The sequence below is a fragment of the Bradyrhizobium sp. ISRA430 genome, assembly GCF_029909975.1.
GTDB lineage: Bacteria > Pseudomonadota > Alphaproteobacteria > Rhizobiales > Xanthobacteraceae > Bradyrhizobium.
In genome coordinates this window covers 3,629,821-3,647,594 of the sequence record NZ_CP094516.1, presented here as the reverse complement: position 1 = coordinate 3,647,594, position 17,774 = coordinate 3,629,821, and the positions used below count along the sequence as shown (strand labels likewise).

Annotated in this window: 16 protein-coding genes; 13 read left to right on the top strand and 3 right to left on the bottom strand. The window is 64.8% G+C overall.

Annotated elements, in window-relative coordinates:
- Positions 1 to 4 precede the first annotated feature (4 nt).
- Together MTX21_RS17385 and MTX21_RS17380 are read left to right on the top strand one after the other, a co-directional pair.
- Positions 5 to 1,558: an AMP-binding protein gene (locus tag MTX21_RS17385; protein WP_280965998.1), complete on the top strand. Its 1,554-nt coding sequence runs from the start codon at positions 5 to 7 to the stop codon at positions 1,556 to 1,558.
- Between the two features lie 6 nt (positions 1,559 to 1,564).
- Complete coding sequence (locus tag MTX21_RS17380; protein ID WP_280965997.1) at positions 1,565 to 2,809, top strand: acetyl-CoA hydrolase/transferase C-terminal domain-containing protein; 1,245 nt, start codon at positions 1,565 to 1,567, stop codon at positions 2,807 to 2,809.
- Here the strand turns inward: MTX21_RS17380 and MTX21_RS17375 are convergent.
- From MTX21_RS17375 to MTX21_RS17365, 3 genes are all read right to left on the bottom strand, one after another.
- Entirely contained in the window at positions 2,789 to 3,325 is a 537-nt protein-coding gene (locus MTX21_RS17375) for a hypothetical protein (protein ID WP_280965996.1), read from the bottom strand. The two genes, MTX21_RS17380 and MTX21_RS17375, sit on opposite strands and share 21 nt — an antisense overlap.
- A 13-nt stretch (positions 3,326 to 3,338) precedes the next feature.
- Positions 3,339 to 4,658 (bottom strand): hypothetical protein, encoded by a 1,320-nt coding sequence (locus tag MTX21_RS17370; protein ID WP_280965995.1) that lies wholly within the window; start codon positions 4,656 to 4,658, stop codon positions 3,339 to 3,341.
- Between the two features lie 66 nt (positions 4,659 to 4,724).
- The gene (locus MTX21_RS17365) at positions 4,725 to 6,923 is read right to left on the bottom strand and encodes a hypothetical protein (RefSeq protein ID WP_341510023.1); all 2,199 of its coding nucleotides are present in this window, start codon (positions 6,921 to 6,923) and stop codon (positions 4,725 to 4,727) included.
- A 728-nt stretch (positions 6,924 to 7,651) separates the two neighbouring features.
- Here MTX21_RS17365 and MTX21_RS17360 point away from each other — a divergent pair.
- The 11 genes from MTX21_RS17360 (at position 7,652) to MTX21_RS17310 (ending at position 17,769) form a co-directional block, all read left to right on the top strand.
- Positions 7,652 to 8,347: an RNA polymerase sigma factor gene (locus tag MTX21_RS17360; protein ID WP_280965993.1), complete on the top strand. Its 696-nt coding sequence runs from the start codon at positions 7,652 to 7,654 to the stop codon at positions 8,345 to 8,347.
- 141 nt (positions 8,348 to 8,488) lie between these two features.
- The gene (locus tag MTX21_RS17355) at positions 8,489 to 9,313 is read left to right on the top strand and encodes a flagellin (RefSeq protein WP_280965992.1); all 825 of its coding nucleotides are present in this window, start codon (positions 8,489 to 8,491) and stop codon (positions 9,311 to 9,313) included.
- Positions 9,314 to 9,391: 78 nt separating this feature from the next.
- Entirely contained in the window at positions 9,392 to 11,083 is a 1,692-nt protein-coding gene (gene fliD, locus MTX21_RS17350; protein ID WP_280965991.1) for a flagellar filament capping protein FliD, read from the top strand.
- Positions 11,083 to 11,511 carry a flagellar export chaperone FliS gene (locus MTX21_RS17345; RefSeq protein ID WP_280965990.1) on the top strand — a complete coding sequence of 143 codons (429 nt, stop codon included), beginning with the start codon at positions 11,083 to 11,085 and terminating at the stop codon, positions 11,509 to 11,511. Before fliD ends, MTX21_RS17345 begins: the two co-directional genes overlap by 1 nt.
- Positions 11,512 to 11,684: 173 nt before the next feature.
- Positions 11,685 to 11,957 carry a hypothetical protein gene (locus MTX21_RS17340; protein ID WP_280965989.1) on the top strand — a complete coding sequence of 91 codons (273 nt, stop codon included), beginning with the start codon at positions 11,685 to 11,687 and terminating at the stop codon, positions 11,955 to 11,957.
- 394 nt (positions 11,958 to 12,351) lie between these two features.
- On the top strand, positions 12,352 to 13,017 hold the full coding sequence (locus MTX21_RS17335; RefSeq protein WP_280965988.1) for a FlgD immunoglobulin-like domain containing protein: 666 nt from the start codon (positions 12,352 to 12,354) through the stop codon (positions 13,015 to 13,017).
- 30 nt (positions 13,018 to 13,047) lie between these two features.
- Positions 13,048 to 14,313, top strand: coding sequence for a flagellar hook protein FlgE (flgE, locus tag MTX21_RS17330; RefSeq protein ID WP_280965987.1), 1,266 nt, complete (start codon positions 13,048 to 13,050; stop codon positions 14,311 to 14,313).
- A gap of 3 nt (positions 14,314 to 14,316) precedes the next feature.
- Positions 14,317 to 14,577: a hypothetical protein gene (locus MTX21_RS17325; RefSeq protein WP_280965986.1), complete on the top strand. Its 261-nt coding sequence runs from the start codon at positions 14,317 to 14,319 to the stop codon at positions 14,575 to 14,577.
- A gap of 9 nt (positions 14,578 to 14,586) precedes the next feature.
- A complete protein-coding gene (locus MTX21_RS17320; RefSeq protein ID WP_280965985.1) occupies positions 14,587 to 15,048 on the top strand; it encodes a flagellar protein FlgN in 462 nt (153 codons plus the stop codon).
- Positions 15,049 to 15,070: 22 nt separating this feature from the next.
- Positions 15,071 to 16,846, top strand: a complete 1,776-nt coding sequence (flgK, locus tag MTX21_RS17315) for a flagellar hook-associated protein FlgK (protein ID WP_280965984.1) — start codon at positions 15,071 to 15,073, stop codon at positions 16,844 to 16,846.
- An 11-nt stretch (positions 16,847 to 16,857) separates the two neighbouring features.
- On the top strand, positions 16,858 to 17,769 hold the full coding sequence (locus tag MTX21_RS17310; RefSeq protein WP_280965983.1) for a flagellin: 912 nt from the start codon (positions 16,858 to 16,860) through the stop codon (positions 17,767 to 17,769).
- The last annotated feature ends 5 nt before the right edge of the window (positions 17,770 to 17,774 follow it).

Here is a 17,774-nt window from a genome sequence, read left to right as displayed (position 1 = left end):
CGCCATGAACCTCGCTCATCATCTGCTTCGTGCCGCCAGAGCCGACGCCTCCGCGCCGGCGCTATTCAAGGGACTGACGCCGGTCGCCGATTACGGCCGGCTCGCCGCGACGGTGGCCTCGCTGGCCGCCTCGATGCAACAGCGCCTTGGCCTTGCCAAAGGTGACCGCGTTGCGCTTCTGATGAAGAACGTGCCGGACTATGTCGCCTGCCTCTATGCATGCTGGCATGCCGGCCTGGTCGCCGTTCCCATCAACGCAAAGCTGCATCCGCGCGAAGTTGCGTTTATCCTCGACAATTCGGGCGCAGCGGTCGTCTTCGTGACCGAGGACATGGCGAGCGTTGCGTCAGAGGCGTTGGCGCTCGGCGCGCGCAAACCGCACGTCATCGAGATCGGCTCAGCCGAGCATCGCAGCTTTGAGAAGGCCGACGGCATCGCCATCGCCGATGTCGGGATCACCGATCCCGCCTGGATTTTCTACACCAGCGGCACCACAGGCCGGCCGAAGGGCGCGGTGCTGAGCCATCGCAACCTGCTCGCCATGGCGCTGAACTATCTCGCCGAGATCAACCCCATCGCCCCTGGCGAGTCGCTCTTGCACGCCGCGCCGATGTCGCACGGCTCCGGGCTCTACATGGTGCCGCATGTGCTCGGCATGGGCGCGCAAGTGGTTCCAGAGAGCGGTCGCTTCGAGCCGGACGAGATTCTGGAGCTGACGGCGAAGCGCGACGACATCTCCTTCTTCGCCGCGCCCACCATGGTGCGGCGCCTGACGGTCGCCGCGGAAGCGGCAGGCGCGAGCGCGCCGGGGCTGAAGACCATCATCTATGGCGGTGGCCCGATGTATGTCGCCGATTGCAAGGCGGCACTCGCGGTGTTTGGGCCGAAGCTCGCGCAGATCTATGGTCAGGGCGAGACCCCGATGACGATCACCTATCTGCCCAAGTCGATGCATGTCGATGCCGGGCATCCGCGCCACCAAGAACGCCTGGCGTCGGTCGGCATCGCGCAGGGTGTCGTGCAGGTCCGCACCGTGGACGAGGCGGGGCGGGATGTCGCGCCGGGCGAGATCGGCGAGATCATCGTACGGGGCGATACCGTGATGTCCGGCTACTGGCAGAATCCGGAGGCCACCGCGAACACCCTGCGCGACGGCTGGCTCTACACCGGCGACATGGGCGCGTTCGATGCGGACGGATTCCTCACGCTGAAGGACCGCTCCAAGGACGTCATCATCTCCGGTGGCACCAACATCTATCCGCGCGAGGTCGAGGAGGTATTGCTGCGGCACGAGGCCGTTGCCGAGGTCTCCGTTATCGGCCGGCCGCATCCGGAATGGGGCGAGGAGGTCGTGGCCGTCGTCGTTCCCGTGACAGGCAAGAGCGTAACGCGGAGCGAGCTCGATCAGATCTGCAATGCCTGGATCGCGCGTTTCAAGCGACCGAAGCATTATTACGTCACCGGCGAGCTGCCGAAGAACAGCTACGGCAAGATCGTGAAGACGGAGCTACGCACGCTCCTGAACGAGTCCTCCGCGCGCCTTGCGCCGATGGACTAGCCGAAAATGCCGGCAGAACCAGCGCCGATCGATTTTACCGGCCTGATCCAAGACGGCGACCTCGTGGTGTGCGGGCAGGCGACCGCGGAGCCCGTCACCTTGACCGAAGCATTCGTCGCGCAGGCTGCGCAGCTTCCGGCCTTTCGCATGATGGTCGGCCCGCTGTTCTCGGAAACCTTTTCGGCCTGCACGCCCAACGTGTCGTTCCTGAGCTATGGCGTGATTGGCAATGCGCGGCGGCTCGCGAGAGCCGGGCGGCTCGATGTGATCCCGGGCAACTACAGTGCCTTCTGCGCCGATTTCGCCGCGCGCCGTCACCGAGCCGATGTGGTGCTGGTGCAGCTCGCCGAAGCCGCCGACGGCGGGCTGAGCGCGAGCCTCTCCAACGACTATGTCATCGACGCCGCGCGCGGGGCGCGCCTCGTCATCGCCGAGATCAATCCGGATGCGCCCTTCACACTCGGCGCGGACTGGCCAGCGAACGTGCCGATCCATGTGCGCGTGGCTGCCCGCCGCCCTCCCGTCGAACTGCCCTCAACACCGCTCGACGACGTCTCGCGGCGGATTGCGGCGCATGCGGCGAGCCTGATTTCCGACCGCAGCACGCTCCAGTTCGGGGTGGGGCGGATCCCGGACGCAATCCTGTCCTCGCTCTCCCATGCACGCAACCTCGGCATTCATTCCGGTCTGATCAACGACGCCGTGGTCGATTTGATCGAGCGCGGTGCGGTGACGAATGCGGAGAAGGGCATCGATGACGGGATCACCGTCACCAACCAGGTGATCGGGACAGCGCGGCTCTATCGCTTCGTTCACCAGAACCGGGAGGTCGCCGTACGGCCGACGTCCTACACGCACGGCCAGAGCGTGCTGGGGCGGATCAACCGGCTGGTCGCGATCAACTCGGCTCTTCAGGTCGGGCTCGACGGCGCCGTCAATTCCGAGACGCTGAATGGCGTTGCGATCGGCGCGATCGGCGGGCAGCTCGATTTCGTGCGCGGCGCCAACGCGTCTCTTGGGGGCAGGGCGATCATCGCGCTGCCGGCAACCGCGTCCGACGGCACCAGCCGCATCGTCGCCAATGTCGAGACGGTGACGACGCCGCGCGCCGACGTCGATGCCATCGTCACCGAATGGGGCATTGCCGAGCTGCGCGGCTGCGGCCTTGCCGAGCGCGCGCGCCGCATGATCGCGATCGCCGCCCCCGAGCACCGCGACGCGTTGGCGGCGTCAGTTCATCATCGCGAGTGATGGCCGCTGGCTCTCGCCGGCGTCGATGATGCCAGGAAGATCCGCGGCCTCGACCGCGATCATGCCCGACATCCGCCAGAACAGATGGGCAAGCCGCGAGAAGACCAGCCGGTCGCGCTCGGCGATATCAGTTCCTTCCGGAATCGTCACGGTCTCGAGCCCGACCACCTTCCTGAAATCCGGCCAGATCGTCATCGACTGCGCGATCACGGAGATGCAGCGCGGATCGTCGTCGCTCTCGTCGGGCGCTGGCGGCAAGCCCGGATATTGCGTCGGCGCCGTGTAGAACCTGTAGGCGCCATGGCCGAGCCGGAGTAGGAACTTTTCGGAGACGGCGATATCGTTGGCAAAGGACACCAGGCGCGCGTTGCGCAGGACTTCAGGCGAGATTGCGGTGAGGTCCCGGGCGCGCAGCGCCGAACAGAAGGACAGATTGAGATTGTGCTCGCGGAGCAGGTTGGCGAGCGGCTGCTGCTGTTGCACGGTGTTGGTGAGCAGGATGATGGTGTTCAGCATCGTGTGTCGTCCGTCAGGGGAAAAGGTGGCGCGCGGTCATGACCGCATCGTCGGAGGTGTGGGCGGCGAAGAAATCGTTGGCGATGCGCTGGCCCGGCGAGATCTCCAGGATGCGGTAGCGCGCCTGAGCGGCGGCTTCGCGCGCGGCGCCGACGTCCTCCTGCCAGGCGCACAGCGACAGCTCGAGCCGACCGTATCCGCCGCAATCGGCGGCGTAGGCGCCAGTCACCGCTTCGACCGTCGCCGCAACTGCGGTCGCATCGGTGGCTGAGATGTCGCGCAGGATCACGGCGATGCCGTTGCCGGCTTCGGCCTTCGAGGTCATCACAATAAAGGCGTCGCGGGCGCCGGTGCGGCCGGCGCGGCGAGCGGTGCGCACGAGGCCGGCGAAGCCGGGATCGGGCCCGAGCTCCAGCGTCGTCGTCTGCCGGTCGTGCAGGATGACGGCGCGGCTCGCGCCGAGATCGCCCTTGAGCGCGTGATAGCACCGCGGCAGCCACACGGTGTCGAGCGGCACCTGCGACGAGGTGAGGCTCCAGGCCTGGTCGAGCAGATAGCCGTCCCAGATCGCGGGATAGGACGCGGCGAGGTGTTGCCAGGTGCGGAGCAGGCGCTCGGCGTGATTGGTGCGGCCGAGATAGAGCGTGCGTGCCGACATCTCCCAGCGGTTCCATTTATGCAGCGCGACGTCGCAGCCGAGGAAGGACGGCAGCAGCGGTGTCTCGCGCAATATGGCGTCCGCCTCGATGAGCAGCAGCGGCTCGCGATATTTGTTCCACATCCGCACCATGAACTCGGCCTTCTCGAAGCAGAGGATGCGGTCGTCGAGCTGGGTCTCGATTGCTTCGATATGACTGTCGAGCCGCAAGCGCTCGAGCGACTGCCTCAGGGCGAGCGATCGGTTCTCGTCGGTGCCGCGCGGATAGCAGGAAACGATGCGCGGCTGGACGGCGGAGGCATCGGCAGCGGTCAGGAATTTCGACCAGCCGATACCGCCCCACCACATCTCGTGCGGACCGTCCGCACCGCAGGGGCCGACTGTGCCGAATTCGGTCAGCTTGGACTTGAGGAAATCGAAGCCCGGATTTTCGCTTCTGGGTATGACGACGGCGCAGCTAGGGGTGAGCGCACGGTAGAACAGCTCGGCCGCCGCGCCGCTGGGCGGCTCCTTCAGGATGACGACGCCGCTGTGTCGTCCCCCAGGGCTAGCATCCAGCGTTGGCGTACCGTACTGGCCGACCAGCCAGATCAGGCGATCGCGTTGGGCTCGGCCAAGCCGGATGCCGCCGGATTGCAGCAGACGATCAAGGTTTGCGTGCGTCTCGTCGGTCAATTCCGTGCCCCCTCGCGTCGTGCCGGCCCCTGGTTTTCAACGGCCGGGGAGGCGCGATCAGGCGCACTATTTCAGGCTGGTGCCGAGCGGCGTGATCGCAACGGAATAGACCGCGAAGTCCTGTGTCATCGGGACGACCGGGATCAGCAGGCAGCCGTCCTCGGTCTCGGCGCGATAGTGCGCGCCGGTCCGCCGCATGCCGGCATAGACCAGGCTGGCGTCGGCGATGCCGACTACGTCCTGGCTCTCGGCGGCGTCGCGAACATCGTCGCCCTGCTGCACGGTCACGCCGTGGAGAAGGCCTTGGGCTGCGAATTTCCCCAGCGGCAGTGCGATCATGGCGATCGCCATGGCGCGCGAGAGGGGAATGCGCAGCCGCAACTCGCCGAGGCCGGTGCGATGGATGGTCACCGTCTCCAGCGCCGCATCGCCGCCGGCGCGAAACAGTCCAATCTGAACCGAGCCGCAGGGGCTTTCCTCGAAGACGTCGGCTGGCAGGCGGTTGGCGCCGAACAGCACATAGAGATAGCCGTAGGACGGCGACAGGTGCGCAAAGCTGCCCGCGAGCCACATCGGCGGCGCGGCCGACGTGCAGGCGGCGGAGAGGCCGCGCGCGGTGATCTGGTCGCGGACGAAGCCGGCGTCGAGCATCGGTGCAAGCGCATGCGTGCCGAGATTGACGTCGTGCTTGAATCCGCCGAGCAGCGCCAGCTCGTCCTCGTCCGGCAGAAGCAGAAGCCGCGCCAGCGTCGCCGCCGACCAGCGCGCTGCGACGTTGGGCGTGGCGTACGGATGCAAGCCATAGTCGGCCGCGACGCCCGCGGCGTTTTGCGCAAAGGCCAGCGCGCCGGCCTGGACCTCCGCGGCAAGCGCAATCTGGCTCGCGGGGCGCGGATTGATCTCGCGCAGCACCGTGCCGCCTTCGTAGTCCCGCACCGAACCATCGGCCGAGCAGCAGGCCTGCTCAAGCAGCGCAATGTTGCGGATCAGCATGCGCTTGACATGCGGCGTGACCACGAGGTCGGAGATGAAGCCTTGCGCGCTGTCGTTCTCGGCGACATCGTCGAAGGCATCGTCGAGTGAGATCAGATAGGCGCCGTGCAGGCGGATGTTGATGCTCTCCTGGTCGAAGACGTGGCGCAGCGCCTTCTGCACGCTGCCGGAATAGCCGAGATCGGCGAGCACGAGATCGGTGCAATCGTCGAAGCCGGGGATCGCATGACGGAGATGGGCGAGTAGCCGTGCGCGCAGGGCTGCAGCGAGCGCGACGATTTCATCGGCGTCCATCAGGTCGGGAAGGGCGGCTGCGAGCTCTTCGCCGGTGGCGATCCCGCCGGGAAAGTTTGCAAAGAACGTCGCGACTTTCGGTGACGTGATCCTCATCATGTCGTGGAAGGTCGGCGCGTCGATCTTGAAGACCTTGCTGAGGAGATCGATGAGCGGCTGTATCGTGTCGGCCGAGGCGATCAGGCCGACGCGGCGATTGATCTCGAGATAGGTAGAAGCCGCGCCGTGCAGGTTCTGCCAGATCCGGTGCGACAGAAAGCCGTCGCGGCCGAGGAAGCCGAGGGCAACCTGCCGGCCGGGGCCCGCGACCTCTTCGCAACGCCGCGCCACAAAGGCGTCGAAAGCCGTCATCACCGGTCCGAGGACGGTGAGCCCGAGATGGAAGGCGAGCGACTTTTCGGCGCTGCGCGCGGCCACCATGCGGCGCAAGGTGCGCGCACCATCATCTAACCGTGACGGCGCGCTCTGGCAGAGCAAATCGAGCAGCGCGGTCTCACGTTGAAACGTCGACGCCAGTTGCGGCGTGGCCTGCGGATAGTAGCGTGGGCGAATGCCGTGGCGCCGAGCGCCCTTGATGTCGGCCTGCTCGTTGTCGCCGACGTGAAAGGAGGTGGCGGCGTCGACGCCCTGCTCGGACAGATATATTGCGAACAGGGCTTCGCTCTTGCTGCTGCCATGGTCGCAGGAGGCGTAGAGGAAGTCCCATGTCAGGCCGGGCCAGCAAGCCCGCAACAGCCGCGCCAGCCGGTCGGAGTCCCAATACGTGTCGGAGATGAATCCGACGCGGTGCCCGGCACGTTTCATGTCCAGATATTGCCGCAACATGTCGGGATTGGCGCGGCAGAGCTCGAGCTCCGCGTCGAACTCGGCCTCGACCAGAGCGTTCAGGTCGCGGCGCGCGAGCCCGAACAGCCTGAACGGAAAAAAGGAATAGATTTGGCCGATGTGGACTTCGCTCGCGCCGCGCTTGTCCTTCACTGCCTTGCGTGCCCGCGCTTCGGCCTGGATTCGATGCTGAACGAAACTCGCGGAAACATTCGGACAAGATCGCGAAACGCTCGATAGCTGGTAAGTCCTTTCAAATACGCCATCCGGTGTCGCACAGGCGCGAACGAGAAACGTATCGAAAACATCGAATGACCAAGCAGAAACATTTTGCGTCCGACATTTTGCGTCGGCCGTCGCGATCGTCATGTCAAGATTCCCCGCCCAATACGCGATTAACGTGCGCGCAAGCGAACTCAGGCGCCGCGACGATGAAAAAAGTTCACGCGCGATTCAAAATCGCGCTCGCCGCGACTGACAGATTCAAAAAAATCGCTAGGTTCGAAAAAGGTGATTCGGAAAAAATTGCCGAGTGCGAAAGCGGTCTCGCGTTCATTCACACTCGGACACAATTGATCCCCTAGCGCGCGATGCGCGTGCTGCGCTCGATCACCTGGTGCCGCGTAATGTCAGCGTTTTCAAAAGAGCACATCTGTTCGGGATGGATGATCCGCAATGGTGCGAGACGAAGTCGATGATTGCAGGACGAACGCGAAAAACTCGCGCTGTCGGCAATTATTGCCCGTCGCCCGGCAAAAGATTCCTGATAACATCTTGAAAAATAATGAAAATGTTCCGCCTGGATTGCTTTCGTGCCGCGTTCAACGCGTGGAAGCCGCGTGGCATGTGCGCCGCCGGCATTGCGGGTTGGAGATTGCGGGATGAGTTACATTGCGGATGTCTGGGCTCCCGCCGAGGCCGAGGTCGCGACGACGGTGCCGGTTGATGCGATCGTGCCGGTGATGCCATCAGCGACGCTCGCGCCGGACAACCCGCCGGTCGCAGACATCATCTTCGACGAGGACAGCGAGCTCCTAGACAGGCTTGCCACCGGCGATGAGGCGGCGTTCCGCATGCTGGTCGAGCGGCATATCGATCGCGCCTACGCGATCGCGCTGCGCATCATCGGCAACGTAGCGGACGCCGAAGATGTCGTGCAGGACACCATGCTCAAGGTCTGGAGCCATCGCGGCCGCTGGCAGCACGGCCGCGCAAAATTCTCGACCTGGCTCTATCGCGTCATCTCCAACCGCTGCATCGACCTGCGCCGCAAGCCGCGCACCGAGAATGTCGAGACGGTGCCGGAAGTCGCCGACGGCCAGCCCGATGCCGCAGAGATCATCGAGCGCAACGAGCTGAACGACATGCTGGAGCTGGCAATGCAGCGCCTGCCCGAGCAGCAGCGCATCGCAGTGATCCTGTCGTACCACGAGAACATGAGCAACGGCGAGATCGCGCAGGTGATGGAGACGACGGTGGCCGCGGTGGAGTCGCTGCTCAAGCGCGGCCGCCAGCAGCTTCGTCAACTCCTGCGCAGGCACGAACGCGACATCCGCACCGCGTTTACCGACTGCTAACCATAAAATCGCGCCCTAGAAAGTTTTCCCGCCTGATCTGGTTGCGCTCTGTCGTTTGAGCGAACGGACGGGGCTGCGGTCCGCGTCGTCAATCGTCTTCCACGATGCGGCACGTCTTGCCCATCAGCACAGGAGCCTTCGATGCCTGCAATCAATACCAACACCGCCGCGAACTCCGCGGTCCGCTATCTCAACATCAATTCCGCGCAGGAGAGCAGCTCGCTCGCAAAACTGTCGAGCGGTTCGCGCATCACCTCGGCCTCCGACGACGCCGCAGGCCTTGCGATCTCCACCCGCATCTCGTCTGACGTCACCACGCTGCAGCAGGCCGCGACCAACGCCTCGCAGGCGACCGCGATCCTCCAGACCGCCGACGGCGGCGCTTCGAACATCTCCGACATCCTGGCCCGCATGAAGTCGCTGGCCTCGGAGTCCGCCTCGGGCACCACGACCGATTCCAGCCGCGCCTACATCAACTCGGAATTCTCGCAGCTTACGAGCGAAATCGATTCGATCGCGAGCGGCACGCGTTATTCCAGCCAGAGCCTGCTCGACGGCTCCAGCGTGTTCGCCTCCGGCGTCTCGGTGCTGGTCGGCTCCTCCGGCTCGGACACCATCACCATCACGCTGACCAGCCTCACGGCGTCCTCGCTCGGCGTGTCCTCGCTTGACGTCAGCACGTTGTCGGATGCGACCTCGGCGCTGACCGCGCTGGACACCGCGATCGATACGGTCTCGGCCGCCCGCGCCAGCATCGGCGCGCAGGAGTCGCGGTTCAATTTCTCCTCCGACTCGATCTCGACCCAGACCCAGAACCTGCAGGCCGCGAACTCCGCGATCAAGGACGTCGACATCGCGGCCGAGCAGGCCAAGCTGTCTTCGGCCGAAGTGAAGACCCAGGCGGCGGTGTCGGCCGAATCCGCAGCGAACCAGATGCCGCAATATCTGCTCAAGCTGCTTGGCTAAGGCCCTTGGCCTAGCGACCGTCATGCCGGGCCGGCCTGAGGCCGGCCCGGTTCTCACTGGGATGAAGCGGGCAGCAAAGTGACCAGCGTCAGTTCAAGTACCAGCACGGCGGCGACCAGTTCGACCGCCTCCTCGGTGACCACGACCGGCACCACCACGTCGACCAGCATCGACTGGAGCGCGCTGATCACCTCGGCGGTGAATGCCAAGCTGGCCCAGGCGACCACGATCTCGACCACGATCACCAACAACGAGGCCAAGGTCTCCGCCTACGAGGCGCTGCAGACCGACCTCTCGACACTGTCCAGCGGGCTTTCCTCGCTCGCGACCTCGGTCGTCAATTCACTAGCGACCAACGCCTTTGCCACTCGCGCGGCAACGATCAGTTCGACCGGCGATGTGAGTGCGTCCTCCGCGCTGTCGATGTCGGTCGGCAACGGTGCTGCGACCGGCGACCATACGCTGACGATCAGCCAGATCGCCACCGCGCAGAAGGTGGTCGGGACCTCGCAGTCGAGCCAGACCGCCGAGCTCGGCTACTCCGGAGCCTTTTCGCTCGGCCTCGAGGGCGGAAGCACTGCCGACATCACCATCACCAGCACGATGTCGCTCCAGGACATCGTCGATGCCATCAATGCCCAGACCGCGACCACCAATGTCCAGGCCTCGATCGTCCAGGTGTCGAGCGGTTCCTACGAGATGGTGCTGACGGGAACCGAGGATGCCGCCGACATCACCTATTCCAGCTCGTCCGGCGACGACATCCTGAACAAGCTCGGGGTCACCGACAGCTCTGGTGCCTTCACCGATGTGCTGCAGGAAGCGCAGGCCGCCGAATTCTCCCTCGACGGCATCTCGATGACCCGGGATACCAACGACATCACCGACGTGCTCACCGGCGTGACCTTCAACCTGCTCCAGGCGACACCCGACGGAGCAACATTGAACATCAGCATCGAGCCCGACACCAGCCAGATCGAATCTGCGGTCGAGACCTTCGTCACCAACTACAACACCTTTCGTGATGCGGTGATAGCCCAGCAGGCGACCGATTCGGACGGCACGGCGTCATCGAGCGCCGTGCTGTTCGGCGATGGCACCATGCGCGACATCATGGATGCGCTCCAGAACGCGCTCAACAGCACCGTGGGCGGGCTGACCATGGCCGACCTCGGCCTGTCCTTCAACGAGAAAAACGAGCTCGAGCTCGACACCTCGACGCTGTCGGAAATCCTCGACACCAATTTGAGCGGCGTCACCACGCTGCTGTCGGCGCAGACCAAGACCTCGTCGAGCCAGCTCAGCGTCGTCAACACCGGAACCTCGCCGCAATCCTTCACGCTCGACCTGACCGTCGATTCCTCCGGCAATCTCACCTCGGCCTCGGTCGGCGGCGATTCCTCGCTGTTTACGGTCAGCGGCACCACGATCATCGGCAACGCCGGAACGGCCTATGCCGGCATGGCCTTCACCTATTCGGGGACGACGTCGCAATCGATCACGGTGACCTCGACCTCGGGCATCGCGACGCAGCTCTACCAGATCGCCAAGACCTATTCGTCGAGCACGGGCGCATTGCAGACGTTGATCACCAACCTGCAGGACCGCGACAACGAGCTCCAGCAGAAGGTCGACGATATCGAAAGCGCCGCGTCCGCCTACCAGACGCAGCTCCAGACGCAATACGCGAATTATCAGGCCGCGATCGAGAGCGCCAACAACACGCTCACCTATCTCAAGGCCTTGCTCAACTCCAGCTCGAGTGACTGATGATGCATAATCCGATGGCGTACATGGCCAATCAGGCCTATCGGGGAATCGCGACCACCGTGCCGCCGCTGAAGGCGGTGTCGATGCTGCTCGGTGGCACGATCACCTTCCTGCAGAAGTCGCTTGCGGCGCAGGAGGCGCGGCGCTTCGAGGAGGGGCACGAGCACCTGATGAAGGCGACCGCGATCCTGCGCGGGCTCAGCCACAATCTCGATTTCGCCAAGGGCGGGGCGGTGGCCGAGCGGCTGTTCCAGACCTACAACGCCCTCATCATGGCGAGCCTGAAGGCCTATGGCCGGCCGCATGCGCGCGAGAGTTTCCGGCGCATCATTGCCGGCTTGACAGAGCTTCGCGAGGCCTGGGAGCATGTCGATGCGACCGTGCGGGGCGCCAAGGCGGGCCCGGTCGATTCGGCCGGCAAGCGCTGAAGCCACTGGTCTCACCGGCCCCGAAAGGGCAGGGCCGTCGTTTGGGGCCGCGGTTTCGGACGCTTTCCGCAGTGCATCCGGCGCTTTTGGCGCCTGGGCCCCGCGGGAATCCGGTTTCCGCCGCGCCCGCAATGCTTTATGACGGGCGCCGCGGAAGACGGGACCGGCAGGCGATGGACGTCATCGAGTTTGAGGACCTGATTGATCGGCTGGGCGAGGATCTCTCGCTCTGGCCCGACGACCGGCGTCTGCCTGCAGAGGAACTGCTCGCCCGCTCTGCCGCCGCGCAGGCGCTTCTGGAAGAGGCGCGCACCTTACGCCGCGCGCTCGAAGCGTCCCCCGTGCGGGCCCCCGCAGGCCTCGCCGATCGCGTCGTCGCCGCTGCGAAGAGATTGAACAGCGACGCCGCCGAGCCGCGCACCGAGGGCGAGACGGCCGGGAGCTAAAGGTTCCGGCGTGTCCTGACTATGCACAGATCGCCGTCCCGCCTTAACGATCGAATGCGCGCGCACGCCTGCGCGTAGTGAGACGCGACGGCCACTCGTCCTCGCTGTCGTCCTGGCGAAAGCCAGGACCCATACCCACACGGCACAGTTGTTGCGCGAGGTTGGTAACCACGAGTCGTCGCCAAAACTGCATCCTGTGGCTATGGGTCCCGGATCGGCGCTCCGCTCCGCTGCGCTTGTCCGGGACGACGAGGAGAAGGCATCGCGTGCAGCTCGCATCCGTTACGCAAATCCGCGCCTGAATTTGCGGGCCCACGCGTTTCATCAGCACACAGATTTCAAGTGCCGCCCGCCGACATCGTCACGACCGGGCGCACGAGAACCGGAGTGCTTGATGACCGTTTCCGCAACGAGCTCCGTCTCGACTGCTACCACCACGACGTCCTCGTCGAGCACGTCGTCTGCGTCTGCGCTGACGTCGAGTGACTTCCTGAGCCTGCTCGTCAGCGAGCTGCAGAACCAGGATCCGCTGAACGCGACCTCGACCACCGACTTCATCAATCAGCTCACTTCCTACGCGAATTTCAGCCAGCAGCAGTCGATCAATACCAACCTCTCTTCGCTGGCGAGCTCGTTCTCGAGCCTCGTGACGCTCAACTCGGTGAACTATATCGGCCATACCGTCGAGGCGAAGACCGACACCTCCACGCTGAGCAACGGCTCGGCGACGTTCGGCTATTCGCTGTCCTCTGCCGCTTCGAACGTCTCGATCAGCGTCAAGGACTCTTCCGGCAGTACGGTGTGGACCGGCACCGGAACGGGGGATGCCGGATCCAACAGCTTCACATGGGACGGCCAGGACTCCGCCGGCAACCAGCTCTCCGACGGCGGCCAGTACACCATCTCGGTGACCGCGACGGATTCCGCCGGCAACTCGGTCCTCAACTACACGACCGTCACCGGCACGGTGACCGGCATCGACACCTCGACCTCGACGCCATCGCTCACCGTGAACGGCGTCTCGGTCAGCGCCGCCGACATCATCGGCGTCACCTCCTGATTTTACGTCCTGATTTCCTCGGAGTTCATCATGAGTCTCACCGGTGCATTGTCCTCGGCGATCTCGGCGCTCAGCGCCCAGAGTCAGTCCCTGTCGATGATCAGCGACAACATCGCCAATTCCGATACGACCGCCTACAAGACCACGTCGGCGATGTTCGACGCGCTCGTCACCGCCTCGAGCAACACGACCTCCTATGCCTCGGGCGGCGTCACCGTTTCCGGCCGCGCCAACATCACCCAGCAGGGCCTCTTGGCTACGACCTCCAACGCCACCGACGTCGCGATCCAGGGCTCGGGCTTCTTCGTCGTGACCAGCGCCACCTCGGGCGGCACCGTGTCCTACACCCGTAACGGCGCCTTCACGATCAACAATGCCGGCTATCTCGAGAACAACGGCTATTACCTCGAGGGTTGGCGCACCGATGCGGACGGCAACGTCGTCGGCAGCCAGTCGGCGAGCAATCTCGAGGCCATCAACACCCAGGTCGCTTCGACCAGCGGCAGCGCCACCACCAAGACCACGATCGCGGCCAACCTGCCATCGGATGCCGCAACCGGCGACACCTATACCAGCTCGATGACGGTCTACGATTCGCTCGGCGCGGCGAATACGATGCAGATCACCTGGACCAAGACCGGCTCCAACACCTGGAGCGCCAGCTTCGCCAATCTGACCTCGTCTTCAGACACGACGACCGCCACGGGCACCGCCTCCGGCAGCATCGACATCACCTTCAACAGCGACGGCTCGATCGCCAGCACCAGTCCGGATCCGGCCACCGTCGCGGTGACGGGCTGGATCGACGGCGCCGCCGATAGCACGATCACGCTCGATCTCGGCACCGCCGGCAAGACCGACGGCCTGACGCAATATGCCTCGGGCGAGACGACGCCGTCCGTCAGCGTCACCAGCATCGATTCGGACGGCCTGTCTTACGGCAAGCTGTCCAGCATCTCGATCGGCAAGAACGGCGTGGTCGACGCCACCTACTCCAACGGCGAGACGATCGCGATCTACAAGATCGCGGTGGCGACCTTTGCCGACCCGAATGGGCTCTCCGCGTCCAGCGACGGCATCTACTCCGCGACCGTGACGTCGGGCAACGCCGCGTTGCAGGCGTCGGGCGAGAACGGTGCTGGCACGATCTACGGCAGTGAGCTGGAATCATCGACCACCGACACCAGCAGCCAGTTCTCGAGCATGATCTCGGCGCAGCAGGCCTATTCCGCCGCCTCCCAGGTCATCTCGACCGTCAACAAGATGTACGACACCTTGATCTCGGCGATGAGGTGAGCGATGCGCGGTGAGATGGCAAAGGCCGCGGGCGAAGCATTGCTGCGGCGGCTGCGCAGGCTGGTGGCGCGCGCCGCCACCGTGGAGGGCAGCGACCGCAAGGAGCTTCTCGCGCTGCTCGACGATATCGAGACCACCCGCCATGGCCTGCTCAGGGAATGCGCGGCGATCGAGGGCGAGATGCGGCAGGCAAGCGTCCGGACGACCGCGATCGGCGCCTACCTGCGCAACGCGCAGACCAGCCGTGGCCGGCGGCACAATTAGAAGAAGGCGATGACCATGACCCTAGCTCAAACCAAGAGGATCAACGCCGTCGAAGGCGACGCGCGGATCAAATCGCTGATCGCACTCATCGACACCCTGACCATGCTGGTCGCGGAGGAGAATGCGGAGCTCGCCAAGGGCCTGCCAGCCTCGCGCCTCAAGCAGGTCGACGAGAAGAACCGGCTGGCGGAGGTGTTCGAGCGTACGGTCGCCGAATGTGCAGCGGGGCAGACCAGCCTTCACGTGCGCGACCGACTCCTGCGCGAACAGCTCATGGAGCGGATCCTGAAGCTGCGCGTGGCGATGGACGAGAATTTGGCGCGCCTGCGCGCCGCGATCGAGGCGAGCAATCGTCGGATCGAGGCCGTCATGCAGGCGATCCGCGAGCAGATCGCGGCGGTGTCGCCTTACGGCGCCTCCGGCCGCGTCGCGGCGCGTGCCGTCTCCAGCGGTACCAGCCGCAGCGCCTGACGAGCCGGGGAGGAGTCACGTCGTGTCGCTCGACATCGCACGGTTGATCGCCTTCAGCGGGCTTTCGGCCACGCAGGTGCAGATCAGCGTGACGTCGTCGAACATCTCGAACGCCGACACGACAGGCTATACCGAGAAGACCGCAACGCAGTCGAGCAGCGTTACCAATGGCGTCGGCACCGGCGTCACCGTGACGGGCATCACCTCGACCGTCGACAAGCTGCTCCTGAAGTCGCTGATCGGCGCGACCTTCGATCTCGGTGCGGCCGACACCACCAACACCTATCTGACGTCGCTCGAAAAACTCTACGGCTCGACCTCCAGCTCCGACAGCTCCTCGACCGGGACCTCGCTCGCCAACAGCATTGCTTCGCTGGAATCGGCCCTGTCGTCGCTGGCGAGCACGCCGAGCAGCGCGTCCCTGCAATCCAACGTCGTCAGCGCGCTCGACGACGTCGCGAGCCAGCTACGGGAGACCTCGAGCGGCATCCAGAAGCTGCGCGCCAACGCGGACCAGGACATCGCGTCCTCGATCGACGACGTCAATGCGGACCTGCAGCAGATCGCGGACCTCAACGCTGAGATCAAGCAGACGGCGGCGGCGGGCCAGTCGACCGCGGACCTGGAGGACCGGCGCAATACGGCGCTCCAGGACATAGCCTCCAAGATGAACATCAGCTATTTCACGGCCTCGAACGGCGATCTCCAGATCTACACCACCTCGGGCCAGGCGCTGGTCGACAGCACGGCGCATACGATCAGCTACACGGCCGCGGCCAACGTCACGGCGTCGACCACCTACACGGCGGGCTCGTCGTCGAGCGAGCTCAGCGCGATCACCGTGAATGGCGTCGATGTAACCTCGCAGATCACAGGCGGCGACATCGGAGCGCTGGTCACGCTGCGTGACAAGACGCTGCCGGCGGCGCAATCCCAGCTCGACCAACTCGCGCAGCAGCTCGCGTCTGCGATGAACAGCGTCTCCAACAGTGCCTCCTCGGTGCCGGCGCCGACCAGCCTGACCGGGACGACCGACGTCACTAGCGCCTCGGCGCTTTCCGCCACCGGCACGGTGCGTATCGCCGTCACCGACCAGAGCGGTAATCTCGTCTCCTATGGCGATCTCGATCTGTCGTCCTATTCCACGGTCGGCGATCTCGTCACCGCCATCAACGGCATATCCGGATTGTCCGCTTCGGTCGATGCAAATGGCCATCTCTCGGTCACCGCGACTGGTTCCGGCAACGGCGTCGCGATCAACGAGATGACGAGCTCGGTCGGCAGCTCGGGCGAGGGGTTTTCGGAATATTTTGGCCTCAACGACCTGGTGACGGGGACGAGCGCATCCGACGTCGCCGTGAACAGCAGCATCCTGTCCGGCACCAACGGGTTGCAGCTCGCGACGCTGGACTCCTCGTCGAGCCTGACCGTCGGCAGCACGGTGCTGTCGTCGGGCTCGGCCAGCGTCGTGAACGCCTTCTACAACGCGCTGACGGCCTCCCGGACATTTACCTCGACCGGCGGGCTCGCCGCCACCACCGGGTCATTCGCCGACTACGCCTCGGCCATCGTGGCTGACGTCGCCAGCAAGTCGTCGCAGGCGTCCTCCAACTACACGGCCAAGGAGACTGTGCAGTCGACCTATGCGAACTCGCTGTCCTCGCAATCTGGCGTCAACCTCGACGAGGAATCGGCACGGCTGAGCACGCTGCAAAACAAGTATTCGGCGGCCTCCGCGCTGATCCAGGCCATCAACTCCATGTATTCGGCGCTGCTCACCGCCGTTCAGTCGACATAAGGAGCCGCGCCATGGTCGCGATGCGTGTCGCCACCTTCGCCCAGTCGAACGCGATGATCGCCGACGCGCTGCGCGTGCAGTCGGTAATGGCCAACGAGCAGATCCAGGAATCCTCCGGCGTCATCTCGACGGACTTCGGCGGTTACGGCTCGACCGCGCAGCACGTCGTCAACCTTCAAGTCTCAGTGACGCGCGCGCAATCCTATATCGACGCGGCGACGCTCGCCGACAGCAAGGTGCAGGTGATGTATTCGGCCGTCGGTTCGATGACCGATATCATCACCCAGCTCCGCTCCCAGCTCAGCGCCGCCTCGACCGGCAGCGCGACCGAGACAAGCTCGGTGATCTCTTCGGCGCAGCAGATGCTGGAAGAGATGGGCTCGCTCATGAACACTCAGTATGACGGCCAGTACGTCTTCGCCGGTGGCAAGTCGGACACCGCGCCGGTCGATCTCACGAGCTTCTCGTCCGGCGCGGGCTCCACGACCACGGCCGATACCAGCTACTATAATGGTGATGACGAGGTTGCCTCGGTACGCGTCGCCGCTGATGAAACCGTGTCCTACGGCGTCACCGCGGACAACTCCGCGTTCGAGGAGGTGATGCGGGTCCTGAAGTTCGTGGCCAACAGCACCTCGCTGTCATCCTCCGATATCTCCAGCGCGCTCGATCTCGCCGGCACGGCGCTCGACGACACTGCGGCGGTACAGGCAAGGCTGTCCAGCGCGGCATCCTCGATCGAGACCGCAAGCGCCCGCCAGAGCGACTACAAGAGTTACGCCGAGACGCTGTCGGGCGATCTCACCGGCGTCGACGTCGCCGCCATCACGGCGCAGCTTTCGACCTATCAGGCGCAGCTCACCGCGTCTTATTCGGCCATCTCCAAGATTCTCAGCATGAATCTCGCAAGCTATCTGAAATAGTCGGC